13 protein-coding genes are annotated in these 17,327 nt (G+C 70.8%); 4 read left to right on the top strand and 9 right to left on the bottom strand.

Annotated elements, in window-relative coordinates:
• Positions 1-234: 234 nt before the first annotated feature.
• The 3 genes from WN71_RS22550 to thyX form a co-directional block, all read right to left on the bottom strand.
• On the bottom strand, positions 235-1,920 hold the full coding sequence (locus tag WN71_RS22550; protein ID WP_046584714.1) for a ribonuclease J: 1,686 nt from the start codon (positions 1,918-1,920) through the stop codon (positions 235-237).
• Between the two features lie 156 nt (positions 1,921-2,076).
• Positions 2,077-2,976 (bottom strand): 4-hydroxy-tetrahydrodipicolinate synthase, encoded by a 900-nt coding sequence (gene dapA, locus WN71_RS22545; protein WP_046584715.1) that lies wholly within the window; start codon positions 2,974-2,976, stop codon positions 2,077-2,079.
• Between the two features lie 223 nt (positions 2,977-3,199).
• Positions 3,200-3,928, bottom strand: a complete 729-nt coding sequence (thyX, locus tag WN71_RS22540) for an FAD-dependent thymidylate synthase (RefSeq protein ID WP_046584716.1) — start codon at positions 3,926-3,928, stop codon at positions 3,200-3,202.
• A gap of 208 nt (positions 3,929-4,136) precedes the next feature.
• Here thyX and WN71_RS22535 point away from each other — a divergent pair, with 208 nt between their 5' ends.
• Positions 4,137-4,373 (top strand): hypothetical protein, encoded by a 237-nt coding sequence (locus WN71_RS22535; protein ID WP_046584717.1) that lies wholly within the window; start codon positions 4,137-4,139, stop codon positions 4,371-4,373.
• Positions 4,374-4,489: 116 nt separating this feature from the next.
• The gene (locus tag WN71_RS22530; protein WP_046584718.1) at positions 4,490-5,044 is read left to right on the top strand and encodes a hypothetical protein; all 555 of its coding nucleotides are present in this window, start codon (positions 4,490-4,492) and stop codon (positions 5,042-5,044) included.
• Positions 5,045-5,263: 219 nt separating this feature from the next.
• On the opposite strand, the gene WN71_RS22525 is transcribed toward WN71_RS22530, so the two are convergent.
• From WN71_RS22525 to rpsO, 5 genes are all read right to left on the bottom strand, one after another.
• Positions 5,264-5,704, bottom strand: coding sequence for a tetratricopeptide repeat protein (locus tag WN71_RS22525; RefSeq protein ID WP_046584719.1), 441 nt, complete (start codon positions 5,702-5,704; stop codon positions 5,264-5,266).
• A 4-nt stretch (positions 5,705-5,708) separates the two neighbouring features.
• Entirely contained in the window at positions 5,709-6,467 is a 759-nt protein-coding gene (gene dapB / locus WN71_RS22520; RefSeq protein ID WP_046584720.1) for a 4-hydroxy-tetrahydrodipicolinate reductase, read from the bottom strand.
• Positions 6,468-6,495: 28 nt separating this feature from the next.
• Complete coding sequence (locus WN71_RS22515; protein ID WP_046584721.1) at positions 6,496-7,875, bottom strand: M16 family metallopeptidase; 1,380 nt, start codon at positions 7,873-7,875, stop codon at positions 6,496-6,498.
• Positions 7,872-10,115: a polyribonucleotide nucleotidyltransferase gene (locus tag WN71_RS22510; RefSeq protein WP_046584722.1), complete on the bottom strand. Its 2,244-nt coding sequence runs from the start codon at positions 10,113-10,115 to the stop codon at positions 7,872-7,874. Before WN71_RS22510 ends, WN71_RS22515 begins: the two co-directional genes overlap by 4 nt.
• Before the next feature lie 348 nt (positions 10,116-10,463).
• Positions 10,464-10,751: a 30S ribosomal protein S15 gene (gene rpsO / locus WN71_RS22505; RefSeq protein ID WP_046584723.1), complete on the bottom strand. Its 288-nt coding sequence runs from the start codon at positions 10,749-10,751 to the stop codon at positions 10,464-10,466.
• Positions 10,752-11,027: 276 nt separating this feature from the next.
• On the opposite strand from rpsO, the gene WN71_RS22500 reads away from it, so the two are divergent.
• Entirely contained in the window at positions 11,028-11,321 is a 294-nt protein-coding gene (locus WN71_RS22500; protein ID WP_052742999.1) for a DUF397 domain-containing protein, read from the top strand.
• Between the two features lie 88 nt (positions 11,322-11,409).
• On the opposite strand, the gene eccD is transcribed toward WN71_RS22500, so the two are convergent.
• The gene (gene eccD / locus WN71_RS22495) at positions 11,410-12,921 is read right to left on the bottom strand and encodes a type VII secretion integral membrane protein EccD (protein ID WP_046584724.1); all 1,512 of its coding nucleotides are present in this window, start codon (positions 12,919-12,921) and stop codon (positions 11,410-11,412) included.
• 334 nt (positions 12,922-13,255) lie between these two features.
• Between eccD and eccCa the strand changes: the two genes are divergently transcribed.
• Complete coding sequence (gene eccCa, locus WN71_RS22490) at positions 13,256-17,227, top strand: type VII secretion protein EccCa (protein WP_046584725.1); 3,972 nt, start codon at positions 13,256-13,258, stop codon at positions 17,225-17,227.
• Positions 17,228-17,327: the final 100 nt, after the last annotated feature.

The raw sequence follows: 17,327 nt of genomic DNA, 5'->3' as shown, positions 1-17,327 counted from the left end.
CGACCCGATTTCCTCGGCGCTTTCCAGGTTCTCGCTTTCGCGCTTTCCTTTCCGGCGGTTCCGACTTTATCAGAGATTCTGAGTCGGAATTCCCGCCCCCCGGGAGTGTCTCCGGCGCACACGAAGTGGCCGGGCTTCCCCTCAGGCGGAGACGTAAACGTACTGGAGCGGGCCGCCCCGATGCAAATCGAGGCGGCCCGCTCCAGGTGAACGTGCCGGACGGGCCGGACGCGATCAGACCTCCACGACGACCGGGAGGATCATCGGCCTGCGCCGATAGGTGTCGGAGACCCACTTGCCGAGCGTCCGGCGGATGAGCTGCTGGAGCTGGTGCGGCTCCACCACCCCGTCCTGCGCCGAGCGCTCCAGGACCTCATTGATCTTGGGGATCACGTCGGCGAACGCGGAATCCTCGATACCGGAACCACGGGCCTGGATGTGCGGGCCACCGGTGATCTTGCCGCTCGACGAGTCCACGACGACGAAGACCGAGATGATGCCTTCGTCGCCGAGGATCTTGCGGTCCTTCAGCGCCGGCTCGCCCACGGCGCCGACGGAGAGCCCGTCGACGTAGACGTATCCGGCCTGGACCTTGCCCGTGATCTTCGCCTTGCCCTCGACCAGGTCGACGACGACGCCGTCCTCGGCGATCACGATCCGGTCGTGCGGCACCCCGGTCAGGGCGCCGAGTTCCGCGTTGGCCCGCAGATGACGCCATTCGCCGTGCACCGGCATCAGGTTCTTGGGCCGGCAGATGTTGTAGAAGTACAGGAGCTCGCCCGCGGACGCGTGCCCGGAGACGTGCACCTTGGCGTTGCCCTTGTGGATGACGTTGGCGCCCCAGCGGGTCAGGCCGTTGATCACGCGGTAGACCGCGTTCTCGTTGCCCGGGATCAGGGACGACGCCAGGATCACCGTGTCACCGTCGACGATCCGGATCTGGTGGTCCCGGTTGGCCATGCGGGACAGGGCCGCCATCGGCTCGCCCTGCGATCCCGTGCAGACCAGGACCACCTCGTGGTCCGGCAGGTCGTCCAGGGTCTTGACGTCGACCACCAGGCCCGGCGGGACCTTCAGATAGCCGAGGTCACGGGCGATGCCCATGTTGCGGACCATGGAACGGCCGACGAAGGCGACCCGGCGGCCGTACTCGTGGGCCGCGTCCAGGATCTGCTGGATGCGGTGCACATGGCTGGCGAAGCTCGCCACGATGATCCGCTTGCGGGCACTCGCGAAGACCTGGCGCAGCACGTTGGAGATGTCGCGCTCGTGCGGGGTGAAGCCTGGGACCTCGGCGTTCGTGGAGTCGGTGAGCAGGAGGTCGATGCCCTCCTCGCTCAGCCGGGCGAACGCGTGCAGGTCCGTGAGGCGGTTGTCCAGCGGCAGCTGGTCCATCTTGAAGTCGCCGGTGTGCACGACCATGCCGGCCGGGGTGCGGATGGCGACGGCGAGCGCGTCCGGGATGGAGTGGTTGACGGCGATGAACTCGCAGTCGAAGGGGCCGATGCGTTCGCGGTTCCCCTCCGCCACCTCGAGGGTGTACGGACGGATGCGGTGCTCCTGGAGCTTGGCCTCGATGAGCGCGAGGGTCAGCTTGGAGCCGATCAGCGGGATGTCCGGCTTCTCGCGGAGCAGGAAGGGCACGGCGCCGATGTGGTCCTCGTGGCCGTGCGTGAGGACGATGCCCTCGATGTCGTCGAGGCGGTCCCTGATGGACGAGAAGTCCGGCAGGATCAGGTCGATTCCGGGCTGCTCCTCCTCGGGGAAGAGCACTCCGCAGTCGACGATCAGCAGACGGCCGCCGTACTCGAAGACCGTCATGTTGCGGCCGATCTCGCCGAGGCCGCCGAGTGGGGTGACCCGTAGGCCACCGGCGGGAAGCGGCGGGGGCGGGCCGAGTTCAGGATGCGGATGACTCAAAAGACTCTCCTCACCACGCACGCCACGTACCGGTGGGCACGTGGCGCGCATGACGTTCGTGCAGAAGCAGTTGTCGTTGTGGAGTGCGGGCACCGGTGGCCCGCTATTCAGTTGTGAAGTCCGATCGCGGGCAGTGCCTCGCGAACAAGTCCGTTGTCAGAGCTGTACCCCGCCGGCGGCAAGATCGATCTTGAGCTGCTCGATCTCCTCCGCGGTGCACTCCGCCATGGGCGGGCGCAGCGGCCCGGCGGGCAGCCCCTGGAGGGTGAGCGCGGCCTTGGTGGTCATGACGCCCTGGGTGCGGAACACGCCGGTGTAGACCGGGAGCAGCTTCTGGTGGATCTCCGTCGCCTTCTGGACGTCACCGGCGGTGAACGCCTCGACGAGGGCCCGCAGGTCCGGGGTGACGAGGTGACCGACGACCGAGACGAAGCCGACGGCGCCGACCGAGAGCAGCGGCAGGTTGAGCATGTCGTCGCCGGAGTACCAGGCGAGGCCCGACCGGGCGATGGCCCAGCTCGCGCGGCCGAGGTCGCCCTTGGCGTCCTTGTTGGCGACGATCCGCGGGTGTTCCGCGAGCCGGACCAGCGTCTCCGTGTTGATCGGGACGCCGCTGCGGCCGGGGATGTCGTAGAGCATGACCGGCAGGCCGGTCGCGTCGGCGACGGCGGTGAAGTGCCGGTAGAGGCCCTCCTGCGGGGGCTTGTTGTAGTACGGCGTCACGACCAGCAGGCCGTGCGCGCCGGTGCGCTCCGCCGCACGGGCCAGCTCCACGCTGTGGTGGGTGTCGTTGGTGCCGACGCCCGCGACGACGTGGGCGCGGTCGCCGACGGCTTCGAGGACGGCCCGTACGAGATCCGATTTCTCCGCATCGCTGGTGGTCGGCGACTCACCGGTGGTGCCGTTGACGATCAGGCCGTCGTTGCCTGCGTCCACCAGGTGGGTGGCGAGCCGCTGCGCGCCGTCGAGGTCGAGTGCGCCGTCCGCCGTGAAGGGCGTGACCATGGCGGTGAGGACCCGCCCGAAGGGGGTCTGCGGAGTCGAGGTCGGAGCCATGGGTAACACGCTACTCGCTGCTCAACACAGGGTCTGCCCTCGGGGCTGTCGACAAGTCGCGACAAATGCGGAGCCCGGCACTGCCTGCTCGGGGGTTCAAGCAGTGCCGGGTCCGTTTGATCAGGCTAGATGAACTTCGCTAAATGCCGCAATACGGACACTTCGCGAGGCTGACCCGTACACACGTTCCGCGCGGGGGAACAGGGCTTCGGCACGGGCTCCGCTACGGGGCCACGCGCCCGTTCTGGTTGTAGGCGGCGTACGTCAGCGGCATGAGGCGCGCCCACTCTGCCTCCATCTTCTCGCCCACCATCTCGATCTCCCGCTGCGGGAAGGACGGCACCTTGGCCAGCTCGTGCTGGGTGCGCAGACCGAGGAAGTGCATCAGGGAGCGGGCGTTGCAGGTGGCGTACATCGAGGAGAAGAGGCCGACCGGGAGGGTGGCGCGCGCGACCTCGCGGGCGACGCCGGCCTCCAGCATGTCCTGGTAGGCGGCGTAGGACTGCCGGTAGGACTCCTCCATGGCCGTGGTGACGGCCTTCTGCTGCTCCGGGGTGCCCTGGACGAACTCGTACCTGCCGGGGCGGCCCTGCTGGACCAGCTTGCGGTCCTCGCCGGGGACGTAGAACACCGGCTGGAGCTCCCGGTAGCGGCCGGACTCCTCGTTGTACGACCAGCCGACCCGGTGCCGCATGAACTCGCGGAAGACGAAGATCGGGGCGCCGATGAAGAAGGTCATCGAGTTGTGCTCGAACGGGCTGCCGTGCCGGTCGCGCATCAGGTAGTTGATGAGGCCCTTGGAGCGCTCGGGGTCCTTCTTCAGCTCCTCCAGGGACTGCTCGCCGGCGGTGGAGACGCGGGCGGCGAAGAGGACGTCGGCGTCCGAGGCGCTGGACTTCACCAGCTCGACGGTGACGTCGCTGCGGAACACGAGCGACTCGCGGGTGGTCACGGGGCGGGGTCCTTCCCATTCCTGCGGCGGTTCACGTCCACCCTACGGGGCACCCGGGGCCCCCTCGACCACCACCCGGAGCTGAAGACTCATCAGCGATTTTCCGGACATGGGCACCTTTTGTGATACTCGATCGTCCGTATCAGTGATGGACGTACTTTCGACCCGAAATCCGGGCGACCCGACCCCGTAAGGAGTGGCAGCCACGATGTTCCGTCGGCGCGAGCCCGTTCCCTTCGCCTTCCTCGCCGAAGCCGACAGGTTCCGCAGCAATGTCACCCCGCCGCCGCGGCAGCGATCGTCCGCCAGCCGCATAGCCGGGCAGTGGCTGCTGGGGCTGGTCGTCGTGGCGGGGCTGGTGGGCTCGCTGATCGTGGGGATGCCGGCGCTGGCGACGCCGTCCGACACGCCCGCGCAGCAGTCCCAGGCGGTCCAGGGGCGCTGAGCCCGGACCCGGGAGGACGCACCGCCCACCCCCATGGCCCCCCGCAGGTGGTGGCCGAACACCCGGCCGGATAGCCTCACGGCACAGCCCATGCATGGATTGAGTGAGGACCAGCCGTGCCCCTGCCCTTCCTGACGGCCGACCGCGCGTTCGAGGCAGCCGACGACATCGCCCTGCCGCACCACGACCGTGAGCGCTGGCGGCGCCCCTACCGGCCCGGCCCGTGGCGGGTGGGCGCGGCGGCACTTCTGCTGCTGCTCGCCTCCTACGTGCTGTTCGCGGCGGTGATCATCGCGCTGACCGGAGAGGCGAGTTCCGCGGGGGGCTGCCTGGGCGTCGCGTTCGTCATCATCGTCGCCGCGCTGCGGATGCTGCGGATGGGCGTGTGGGTGAGCGCGCGGGGTCTGCGGCAGGTGGGCTTCCTCGTGACCCGTACGGTGCCGTGGGCCAAGGTCGCGGCCGTACGGACGACACAGCAGCCGGTGCGCTGGCTGGGGCTGCCGCGCACGGTGCAGGGGCAGGCGCTCCTGCTCGTACGACGGGACCGCTCGGCGGACGGTACTCCGGTCCTGCTGACCACCCACGGCGCCGACTTCCTTGGCCGCCTGCAGGCATTCGACCGGGCGGCGGACGCGGTGGAGGCGTGGGCCGCGGAGAACACAGGCGGCTGACCGCCGGGCTCAGCGGTGACCTGGCCGGTCAGCCGGTCGGGATGGCCTGTGCGGGAACGTCGTGCCCGGTCGCGCAGTTCCCCGCGCCCCTTTCGGGGCACGGCTGCGAGGAGCCCCTGAAAGGGGCGCGGGGAACTGCGCGAACAACCCCCACCGGACCGGCACCCGAGCACCTCCTCGACACCTCAGGCGGCCCGGGTCATGGTCTGAAGCGCGCGGTCAGCGGCTCGCGTGGAGGGCGATGGCTCGTTGCATCGCCTTGCGGGCGCGGGGGGTGTCGCGGGCGTCGTGGTAGGCGACGGCCAGGCGGAACCAGCTGCGCCAGTCGTCGGGGGCGGCCTCCGTCTCGGCCTTGCGCAGGGCGAAGACCTCGTCGGCGGAGTCGCGTTCGATGCGGCCGCTCGGGGTGCGGCGGAGTTCGTCGACCGGCAGGCCGCCCTCCGCGTCGAGCTGCGCGGCGAGCTGGTTGGCCCGCCGTACGAACTGGGTGTTCTTCCAGAGGAACCACACGCCGATGACCGGCAGGATCAGCACCGAGATGCCGAAGGTGACGGTGACCAGCGTGCCGGCCTCGATGAGCATGACGCCGCGGCTGCCGACCAGGACGAAGTAGAAGACCAGGACGGCGGCCGTGACGGTGTAGGAGATCTTCGCGCGCATGACGTCAGTTCGCACTCAGGTCCAGGAAGTGCTCCAGGCCGAAGGTGAGGCCGGGAGCGTGCACGACACGGCGGGCGGCCAGCAGGATGCCCGGCATGAAGCTGCGGTGGTGCAGCGAGTCGTGACGGATGGTCAGGGTCTCGCCCTCGCCGCCCAGCAGGACCTCCTGGTGGGCGAGGAGTCCGCGCAGCCGGATCGCGTGCACCGGGACGCCGTCGACGCTGGCGCCGCGCGCGCCGTCCAGGGCGGTGGCGGTGGCGTCCGGCGCGGCCGGCAGGCCCGCCTCGGCACGGGCCTCGGCGATCAGCTGGGCGGTGCGCGTGGCCGTGCCCGACGGGGCGTCCACCTTGTTCGGGTGGTGCAGTTCGACGACCTCGACGGACTCGAACCAGGGCGCGGCGATCTGCGCGAACTTCATCGTCAGCACGGCGCCGATGGAGAAGTTCGGCGCGATGAGCACGCCCGTCTCCGGGGAGTCAGCGAGCCAGCCCTTGAGCTGCGTGAGGCGGTCCTCGGTCCAGCCGGTGGTGCCGACGACGGCGTGGATGCCGTGCCGTACGCAGTAGCCGAGGTTGTCCATCACCGAGTCGGGGGTGGTCAGTTCGACGGCGACCTGGGCGCCGCTGACCGCGAGCGTCTCCAGGTCGTCGCCGCGGCCGAGGGCGGCGACGAGTTCCATGTCCTCGGCGGCCTCCACGGCCCGGACGGCCTCCGAGCCGATCCGGCCCTTGGCGCCGAGGACCGCCACACGCAGCTTGCTCATCTGTTTCGCTTCCTTACCGAGGGCGGGGTTACGCGACCGCTTCGTGCAGACGGGCGGCCTGCTTGTCCTTGAGCGGGCCGATGACCGACAGCGACGGGCGCCGTCCCAGGATGTCGCGGGCCACCGCGCGGACCTCGTCCGGGGTCACCGCGGCGATCCGGGAGAGCATGTCGTCGACGGACATCTGCTCGCCCCAGCACAGCTCACTCTTGCCGATGCGGTTCATGAGCGCGCCGGTGTCCTCCAGGCCGAGGACCGTGGAGCCGCGCAGCTGGCCTATCGCGCGGACGATCTCGTCGTCCGACAGGCCGTGCTCGGCGACGTGGTCGAGCTCGTCGCGGCAGATCTTCAGCACGTCGTGGACCTGCGAGGGCCGGCAGCCGGCGTACACGCCGAACAGGCCGCAGTCGGCGAAGCCGGAGGTGTACGAGTACACGCTGTAGGCCAGGCCGCGCTTCTCGCGGACCTCCTGGAACAGGCGCGAGGACATGCCGCCGCCGAGGGCGGTGTTCAGCACGCCGAGCGCCCAGCGGCGGTCGTCGGTGCGGGCGAGGCCGGGCATCCCGAGCACGACGTGCGCCTGCTCGGTCTTGCGGCCGACCAGCTCCACGCGGCCCGCGGTGCGCAGGGCACGGCGGCCGTCGCGCGGGGCGATCGGCGTGGCGGCCGTGTCGCGCAGCGCGCCGGCCTTCTCGAAGGCGGCACGGACCTGTCGTACGACCTTGGCGTGGTCGACGTTGCCGGCGGCCGCGACGACCAGGTGGGTCGGGTCGTAGTGCTTCTTGTAGAAGCGGCGGATGCGGTCCGCGGTCAGGGCGTTGACCGTGTCGACGGTGCCGAGGACCGGCCGGCCGAGGGGGTTGTCGCCGAACATGGTGTGCGCGAACAGGTCGTGCACGCAGTCGCCCGGGTCGTCCTCGGTCATGGCGATCTCTTCGAGGATGGCGCCGCGTTCGACGTCGACGTCCTCCTCGAGGATCAGGGAGCCGGTCAGCATGTCGCAGACGACGTCTATGGCGAGCGGCAGGTCGGCGTCGAGCACGCGCGCGTAGTAGCACGTGTACTCCTTCGCCGTGAACGCGTTCATCTCGCCGCCGACGGCGTCGATGGCGGAGGAGATGTCGAGGGCGCTGCGCCGGGAGGTGCCCTTGAAGAGCAGGTGCTCCAGGTAGTGCGTGGCGCCGTTGAGGGCGGGGGTCTCGTCGCGCGAGCCGACATGCGCCCAGATGCCGAAGGTCGCGGAGCGGACCGAGGGCAGGGTCTCGGTGACGATGCGCAGGCCGCCGGGGAGGGTGGTCTTACGGACCGTGCCGATGCCGTTCTGCCCCTGGATCAGGGTTTGGGTACGGGCGACGGCCCGCGCCTCCGAAGAGGTGCGGGCCGTCGCCTTGGAGGTGCTTGACGTCACTTGTCGCCCGCAGCGGAGCTGCTACCGGACGCGGCGTCCTTCGTGTCCTCGGCGGCGTCCTCGCCCTCGATCACGGGGATCAGGGAGAGCTTGCCGCGGGAGTCGATCTCGGCGATCTCGACCTGGACCTTGGAGCCCACGCCGAGCACGTCCTCGACGTTCTCCACGCGCTTGCCGCCGGCGAGCTTGCGGATCTGCGAGATGTGCAGCAGACCGTCCTTGCCGGGGAGCAGGGAGACGAACGCGCCGAAGGTGGTCGTCTTGACGACCGTGCCCAGGTAGCGCTCGCCGACCTCGGGCATCGTCGGGTTGGCGATGCCGTTGATCGTGGCGCGGGCGGCCTCGGCGGACGGGCCGTCGGCGGCACCGATGTAGATCGTGCCGTCGTCCTCGATCGTGATCTCGGCGCCCGTGTCCTCCTGGATCTGGTTGATCATCTTGCCCTTGGGGCCGATGACCTCACCGATCTTGTCGACGGGGATCTTCACGGTGATGATCCGCGGCGCGTTCGGGGACATCTCGTCCGGCGTGTCGATCGCTTCCATCATCACGTCGAGGATGTGGAGGCGGGCGTCACGGGCCTGCTTGAGGGCGGCGGCCAGGACGGAGGCGGGGATGCCGTCCAGCTTGGTGTCGAGCTGGAGGGCGGTCACGAACTCCTTGGTGCCGGCGACCTTGAAGTCCATGTCGCCGAAGGCGTCCTCCGCACCGAGGATGTCGGTGAGGGTGACGTAGTGCGTCTCGCCGTCGATCTCCTGGGAGATCAGGCCCATGGCGATACCGGCGACGGGGGCCTTCAGCGGCACACCGGCGTTCAGCAGCGACATGGTGGAGGCGCAGACCGAGCCCATGGACGTCGAGCCGTTGGAGCCGAGGGCCTCGGACACCTGACGGATCGCGTACGGGAACTCCTCGCGGGCCGGCAGGACCGGGACGAGGGCGCGCTCGGCGAGGGCGCCGTGGCCGATCTCGCGGCGCTTCGGGGAGCCGACGCGGCCGGTCTCACCGACGGAGTACGGCGGGAAGTTGTAGTTGTGCATGTAGCGCTTGCGGGTCACCGGGGAGAGGGTGTCCAGCTGCTGCTCCATGCGCAGCATGTTCAGCGTCGTGACGCCGAGGATCTGCGTCTCGCCACGCTCGAAGAGCGCGGAGCCGTGCACGCGCGGGATGGCCTCGACCTCGGCGGCGAGCGTACGGATGTCCGTCACGCCGCGGCCGTCGATGCGCTTCTTCTCCTTGATCACGCGCTCGCGGACCAGCTGCTTGGTGAGCGAGCGGTAGGCGGCGGAGACCTCCTTCTCGCGGCCCTCGAACTCCGGCAGGAGCTTCTCGGCGGCGAGCGCCTTGACGCGGTCGAGCTCGGCCTCGCGGTCCTGCTTGCCGGCGATGGTCAGCGCGGAGGTGAGCTCCGGGCGGACGGCGGCGGACAGGGCCTCCAGGACGTCGTCCTGGTAGTCCAGGAAGACCGGGAACTCACCGGTGGGCTTGGCGGCCTTCGCGGCGAGGTCGGCCTGCGCGCGGCACAGGACCTTGATGAAGGGCTTCGCGGCCTCGAGACCGGCGGCGACGACCTCCTCGGTCGGCGCCTCGGCGCCGCCCTCGACGAGCTTGATGGTCTTGTCGGTGGCCTCGGCCTCGACCATCATGATCGCGACGTCGCCGTCCTCCAGGACGCGACCGGCGACGACCATGTCGAAGACGGCGTCCTCGAGCTCGGTGTGGGTCGGGAACGCCACCCACTGGCCGCGGATCAGCGCGACGCGGACGCCGCCGATCGGGCCGGAGAAGGGCAGGCCGGCCAGCTGCGTCGACGCGGACGCGGCGTTGATCGCCACGACGTCGTACAGGTGGTCGGGGTTGAGGGCCATGATCGTGGCGACGACCTGGATCTCGTTGCGCAGGCCCTTCCTGAAGGACGGGCGCAGCGGGCGGTCGATCAGGCGGCAGGTGAGGATCGCGTCCTCGGAGGGGCGGCCCTCACGGCGGAAGAAGCTGCCGGGGATCTTGCCGGCGGCGTACATCCGCTCCTCGACGTCCACCGTGAGGGGGAAGAAGTCGAGCTGGTCCTTGGGGTTCTTGGAGGCGGTGGTGGCCGACAGCACCATGGTGTCGTCGTCCAGGTACGCCACGGCGGAGCCGGCGGCCTGCTTGGCCAGGCGGCCCGTCTCGAAGCGGATGGTGCGGGTGCCGAAGGAGCCGTTGTCGATGACGGCCTCGGCGTAGTGGGTCTCGTTCTCCACTAGCGTTTTCTCCTCGTCCTCGTCCCTCACTGCCCGTGTGGCAGGGGAACGTTCGCGGAGAGGCGCTCCGTGCGGTGCGGGCCGGTCTTCGATCGAAGCACCCGGGGTTCGTTTTCGCCCGGGGGCCACTACCGAGGACCGGCGGCGGCGTGGTGCGCGTCTCCTCTTCGTGTGGTGCAAGTCGTGCGTCGTGCGTTGTGCTACCACACTACAAAGCGTGAGTGACACTCCGCACGTTTCCGCACGTACGGCCATCCGCACGTACGGCGATCCGCAGGTGCGGCATTCCGCACGTACGGCAAAGGGAGCGGCCCCGGATCTTTCCGGGAACCGCTCCCCTTGAACGTCTTACTTGGCGCCGGCCGCACCGCGGCGGATGCCGAGGCGGTCGACCAGCGCGCGGAAGCGCTGGATGTCCTTCTTGGCCAGGTACTGCAGCAGGCGGCGGCGCTGACCGACCAGGATCAGCAGGCCACGGCGCGAGTGGTGGTCGTGCTTGTGGGCCTTGAGGTGCTCGGTCAGGTCGGAGATCCGGCGCGACAGGAGCGCGACCTGGACCTCGGGGGAGCCGGTGTCACCCTCGGAGGTGCCGAAATCGGCGATGATCTGCTTCTTCGTTGCGGCGTCGAGCGACACGCGTTCTCCTCATATGTCTGTAGTGCCCACCGAGCGCCCCCGGTCTGCTACTCGGGGGAGCTTCCGTGACTCGGAAGGCGGGATCCGTCGGACGCGGTTTCGGGCAGGACCCGCAAAGCGCGGACACGAACGGCCGTCACTCAGGGTACCAGGCCGACGTGGGCGCCTTCGCCCACGTGCCGGAACACCCTCGGGGGCACGCACGGCCCCACTAGGGTGACGCCGGTCAATCGTGTACGGCGGGACATCGTGTACGGCGGGAAGGGGTCGCTCGGCATGACGGAGACGGCGGAGGAGATCAAGGCCCGCAAGGAGCGGGAGCGGGACGAACTCTACGGTCTGGACATCTCGGGCGTGGAGTGGGAGTGCGCGCCGGGCACCGAGCGGGACGAGGAGCGGGTCGAGATCGCCCGCCTCCCCGGCGGGGCCGTCGCCATGCGCTCGTCGCTCGACCCGGCCACGGTGCTGCGCTACACGGAGGCGGAGTGGCGGGCGTTCGTGCTGGGAGCCCGGGACGGGGAGTTCGATCTGGAACCGGCACCGGGGGACGGGGCCGCGGCCGCGGAGTGAGACGGTCTGCACGAGCAGGACGAAGGGGCGGCACGCGCGCGTGCCGCCCCTTCGTCGTCGTCGGACACGCCCTGGGGCGCGACACGCCCTAGCTGGTCATCGCCCGCGCCCGCTCGTAGACGTCGAAGACCGCAAGGGCGAGCGGGATCAGGGTGAGCAGGACGAAGCTCTCGGCGATCTCCAGGAAGCGGCCCCAGAACGGGGTGACTCCGCGTCGCGGGGTGATCAGGCCGATCGCGGTGACCAGGGCCGCCGCGGCGGCGACGGCGGCCGCGAGCCAGACGCTGCGGATGTCGAGGGCGGTGTGGTCGCCCTGGAGGGCGTCGCGGAAGTAGGTGTGCGGCGGGTTCAGGGCGAGCCCGAGGCCGAGCAGGACCAGGGCGGCGAGACCGGCCGCGAGGGTGGCCCCGACCTGCGCCGTGTAGCGGAAGAGGTGGGCGCGCATGAGCAGGGCGACGCCGGTGGCCAGGGCCAGCAGCTGGGCCCACATGTTGCTGGAGAAGCCGAGGACGATCGAGGCGCCGACCGCGACGAGGGCGCAGCCGCCGACCAGGCCGACGAGGAGTTCGTGGCCGCGCCGGGCCTGGGCGGCGACGCGCTCGGCGTCGACGGGCTGCTGGGCGGCGCTCTCGCCGGACTCGCCGTAGCCGCCGCGGGCGGTGCTGGGCGCCTCGAAGCCGATGGGCAGCCGGGCGAACCGCATGGACAGGCCGGGCAGGAAGGCGAGGGCGCACACCGACAGGGGCGCGCAGATCGCCGCCGTCTCGATGGGCCTGAGGTCGGTGAGGGTCGCGATGAAGGTGGTGATCAGGCCGATCGCGGAGGCGAGCACGAAGGCGACGAAGGGGCCGTCGCCACCGGGCGAGACCAGGGTGAGCACGACGGCGGCGACCAGGACAGCCGTGCAGGCGAGCAGGAACTGCAGCCGCCCGATGCCCTGGCCCGCCGAGAGCGCGAGCAGGCCGGAGCCCGCGACGGCGATGTTCGGCAGGGCGCCGAGACCGAGGGCGACGGCGGATCCGCGGTCGTCGTAGACGCGGGCGCGGACGCAGGCCACGGTGGTCAGCAGGATGCCGGTGACGGCGGCCAGGATGCCCTGGAGGCTGTGCATGTCGTGGCGGACCTGGGAGTTCCAGGCCACGAACGCGAGCAGCGCGGGCAGGATGCCGCCCGCCACGAGACCTGCGGCGCGGGTGAGTTCACCGTTCCACAGGGCGCGGTCGCGGGTGACGGCGGAGGCCACCGCCTCGGAGACGTCGTCGAAGACGGCGGGCGGCAGCGACTCGGAGAACGGGCGCAGGGTGAGCAGTTCGCCGTCGAGGATGCGCTGCGCGGCGAAGGAGCGGGCGCTGTCGAGGACCGTGCCGTCGCGGCGGACCAGGTGGTAGCCGACGGGCGCGCCCTCGGCGGGGCTCTGCTGGGCCAGCCGCAGGACCTCGGGGTACAGGTCGGCGACCGGTACGTCGTCGGGCAGGGCGACGTCGATACGGCTGTCGGGTGCCACGATGGTCACCCGGCAGAAGCCGAATCCGGTGCCCGTCCCGGAAGGGGCCGTGGTGCCCGTTCCGCCGGTCGCGCCGGCCGGCGCGGAGGCCGTCATGCTCACCTGCTGCTCCCCCTCGTAGGCGACGGGGCGGCGCGCGGGTCGCCGAGCCCCCTCCGCCCGTGAAAATCCTGTGTAGGTTGTGCCGCGTTGTCCACGTCACCGGTCAACTGCGGCGCCGGCTTCGGGCCTTCACGCGAGACGTCGGCTGCGAACGCTGCGTTTTCGCCCGGTTTTCCCGTATCGATTCGCAACTGCTCACACGTCTCACGGGCACCCTACCGCCCTCCGCCCGCAGTGGTTGTCAGTAGGATCGCGCTTCGCGGCCGGCGTCCGCCTGACACGGGGCGGTGGACGAAACAACCCGGTCCGGCAAGGGAATTGGTGCGTAGTGAGCCACATCGTCGTCAAGCGCCCGCCTCGGGCACTGCCGGGGGACGTGCCCACGGACGAGGTCGTGCTTCAGTCTCCGCCGGAACTCCCGCGGGGGCAGCAGGAAGGCGCCCTGATGCAGCTCCTGCCCATGCTCGGCATGGGCGGTTCGGTGGTGTTCTTCTTCAACCCGCAGGCCCAGCCCTTCATGAAGATCATGGGTCTGGTGATGATCGCGTCGACGATCGGCATGGGCGTCTCGATGCTGGTCCGCTACCGGCGCGGAAACCAGGGCCAGATGGCCGACATGCGCCGCGACTACCTGCGGTACCTGTCGCAGACCCGGCGTACGGCGCTGCGGACCGCCCAGGTCCAGCGGGACGCCCAGTACTACCTGCACCCTTCACCGGAGCAACTGTGGGCGCTGGTCGCCGAGGGCAGCCGGGTGTGGGAACGGCGGTCCGGCGACGAGGACTTCGGGCAGGTGCGGGTGGGTCTCGGACCGCAGGGCCTGGCAACTCCCCTGGTGCCGCCGGAGACCGCCCCCGTGGACGAGCTGGAGCCGCTGACCGCGGGCGCGATGCAGCGCTTCCTGTCCACCCACGGCACCCTCGACGACCTGCCGATGGCGGTGTCGCTGCGCGCCTTCTACCACGTCACGGTCAGCGGCGACCCCGGCACCGTGCGGGGCGCGGCGCGCGCCCTCACCGCCTCCCTGGCCTCGCTGCACTCCCCCGAGGACCTGGTCGTCGCCGTGGTCACCGGGCGCCAGTCGTCGCCCGAGTGGGAGTGGGCCAAGTGGCTGCCGCACGCACAGGCGCCGGGCCTCGCCGACGGCGCGGGCAGCCAGCGGCTCATCACGACCGACCCGGTGCAGCTGGAGGACCTGCTCGGCTCGCGCCTGGAGGGCCGGCCCCGGTTCCACCCGGGCGGAGCACCGGTCCCCGAACAGCCGCACGTGGTGGTCATGCTGGACGGTGTCTCGCTGCCGCCCACCTCGCTGCTGGCGAGCCCCGAGGGACTCCAGGGCGTGACCGTCGTCGAGGTCGTACCCGGTGAACTCGCCTCCGGACGCGGCGACCTGTCCGTCGTCGTACACCCGAAGGAACTGCGTCTGGAGTCCGCGCACGGCATGGTCTACGAGGGCACGCCCGACGTGCTGTCGTACGAGGCCGCGGAGGCCCTGGCCCGGCAGCTGGCGCCGCTGCGCATGGCGTCCGGCGGCGACGACGACGAACCGCTGCTGGCGAACCTGGAGTTCACCGATCTGCTGAACCTCGGGGACGCCGCGTCGGTCGACACCCGGCGGACCTGGCGGCCGCGTTCGCAGTCGGAGCGGCTGCGGGTGCCGATCGGCCTCGGCGAGGACGGCCGGCCCGTGATGCTCGACCTCAAGGAGGCCGCGCAGGAGGGCATGGGCCCGCACGGCCTGTGCGTCGGCGCGACCGGTTCCGGCAAGTCGGAGCTGCTGCGCACCCTGGTCCTCGGCCTCGCGGTGACCCACTCCTCCGAGACGCTGAACTTCGTCCTCGCGGACTTCAAGGGCGGCGCCACCTTCGCGGGCATGGCGCAGCTCCCCCATGTCGCGGCCGTGATCACCAACCTCGCCGACGACCTCACCCTCGTCGACCGGATGGGCGACTCCATCCGCGGTGAGCTCAACCGCCGCCAGGAGATGCTGCGCGACGCGGGCAACTACGCCAACATCCACGACTACGAGAAGGCGCGCGCGGCCGGCGCCCCGCTCCAGCCGATCCCCTCGCTGGTCCTGGTGATCGACGAGTTCAGCGAACTGCTCACCGCGAAGCCCGACTTCATCGAGATGTTCGTGCAGATCGGCCGCATCGGCCGTTCGCTGGGCGTGCATCTGCTGCTCGCCTCGCAGCGCCTGGAGGAGGGCCGGCTCCGCGGCCTGGAGACCTATCTGTCGTACCGGATCGGTCTGCGCACGTTCTCGGCCGCCGAGTCGCGCGCCGCGCTCGGCGTCCCCGACGCCTACAACCTGCCGAACGTGCCCGGTTCGGGCTTCCTGAAGTACGGCACCGACGAGATGGTCCGCTTCAAGGCCGCCTACGTCTCCGGCGTGTACCGCTCCAGCTCGCAGGCCGCGGCCGCGCTCGGCGGCCCGCTCCCGGTCGACCGCAGGCCCGTGCTGTTCACCGCCGCGCAGGTCCCGGTGCAGTACGTGGCGGTGCCCCGGCAGCGTGAGGAGGCCCCCCGGGGCGAGAAGGACGACGCGCTCGCCGACACCGTGCTCGACGTCGTCGTACGACGTCTGGAGGCGCAGGGCCCGGCCGCGCACCAGGTGTGGCTGCCGCCGCTGGACAGCCCGCCGTCGCTGGACTCGCTGCTGCCCGGCCTCGCGCCGGTCGCGGGCCGCGGCATGACCCAGCCCGGCTACGAGGGCGCGGGCCGCCTCGTCGTCCCGCTCGGCCTCGTCGACAAGCCGTACGAGCAGCGCCGCGACCCGCTGTGGGTGGACTTCGGCGGCGCGGCCGGTCACATGCAGGTCCTCGGCGGCCCGCAGTCCGGCAAGTCGACGCTGCTGCGCTCCCTCGTCGCGTCGTTCGCGCTCACCCACACCCCGCAGGAAGTGCAGTTCTACGGGCTGGACTTCGGCGGTGGCGGCCTGTCGTCCGTGGCCGGGCTGCCGCATGTCGGCGGGATCGCCTCGCGGCTCGACCCGGAGAAGGTGCGGCGCACCACGGCCGAGGTGTACGGCGTGCTGACCCGCCGCGAGGAGTACTTCCGCACCGCGGGCATCTCCTCGATCGCGGAGTTCCGCTCGCGGCGGGCGCGCGGCGACATCTCGGTGACCGACCAGCCGTGGGGCGACGTCTTCCTCGTCATCGACGGCTGGGGCAACTTCCGCACGGACTACGAGACGTTGGAGCCGCTGGTGCTGGACATCGCGGCCCGCGGTCTCGGTTACGGCATCCACCTGGTGCTCTCCGCGTCGCGCTCCATGGAGGTCCGCGCCAACCTCAAGGACCACCTGATGAACCGCCTGGAGCTGCGGCTGGGCGACCCGATGGACTCGGAGTTCGACCGCAAGGTCGCCGCGAACGTGCCCACGGGTGTGCCGGGCCGCGGCCAGACGCCGCAGAAGCAGCACTTCATGGCGGCCGTGCCGCGGATCGACGGGCTGTCGTCCGACACGGACCTGGCGGAGGCGGCGCAGGCCCTCGCGGCCGAGGTCAGCCGCCACTGGCAGCAGCCCGGCGCCCCCGAAGTGCGCCTGCTGCCGAGGAAGTTCCCCGACGCGCAGCTGCCGGGCGGGGACCGCTTCCCGGACCGGGGTGTCTCCTTCGCGCTCGACGAGGACAACCTGGAACCGGTGTTCGTGGACTTCGAGCAGGACCCGTTCTTCCTCGTCTTCGGCGAGAGCGAGTCCGGCAAGTCCAACCTGCTGAAGCTGCTGATCAAGCGGCTCACCGAGCGCTACGACGGCGACAGCTGCAAGCTGTTCGTGGTCGACAACCGCCGGTCCCTGCTGGGGGTGACGCCCACCTCGCACCTGGCGGAGTACATCCCGATGTCGAACCAGATGCAGCACCACATGGACGCCCTCGCGGACCTGATGCAGCGCCGCACGCCGACCGCGGACGTCACCCCGGAGCAGCTGCGCGACCGCAGCTGGTGGCGGGGCCCGACGGTCTACGTGGTCATCGACGACTTCGACCTCGTGTCGACGTCGAGCGGCAACCCGCTGGCCGGCCTCACGGAACTGCTGCCGTTCGCCCGCGACGTCGGCGTCCGCTTCATCATCGCCCGCTCCACGGCGGGCGCGAGCCGGGCCGGCTACGAGACGTTCATGCAGCGCATCAAGGAACTCGGCGCGCAGGGCGTGGTCCTGGCCGGCGACCCGGCCGAGGGCGACCTCCTCGGCGGCGTACGGCCGCGGCCGATGCCGGCCGGGCGCGGCATCTTCGTGTCGCGGCGGCGGGGGAAGCCGATGGTGCAGGTCGGGCTGGTGGGCGACGGGGAGTAGGCCCACCGCTGTCCGGGGCCCCGTTCCGCCGTCTCGGCGGGGCGGGGCTCTGGTGCGTCTCGGTGGGGCGGGGGTCGGAAAGGGGCGAGGCAGGGGCGAG

Source organism: Streptomyces mangrovisoli, assembly GCF_000974985.2.
In the GTDB taxonomy this organism is placed as follows: Bacteria; Actinomycetota; Actinomycetes; order Streptomycetales; family Streptomycetaceae; genus Streptomyces; species Streptomyces mangrovisoli.
This window is presented reverse-complemented; position numbering and strand designations above follow the sequence as displayed.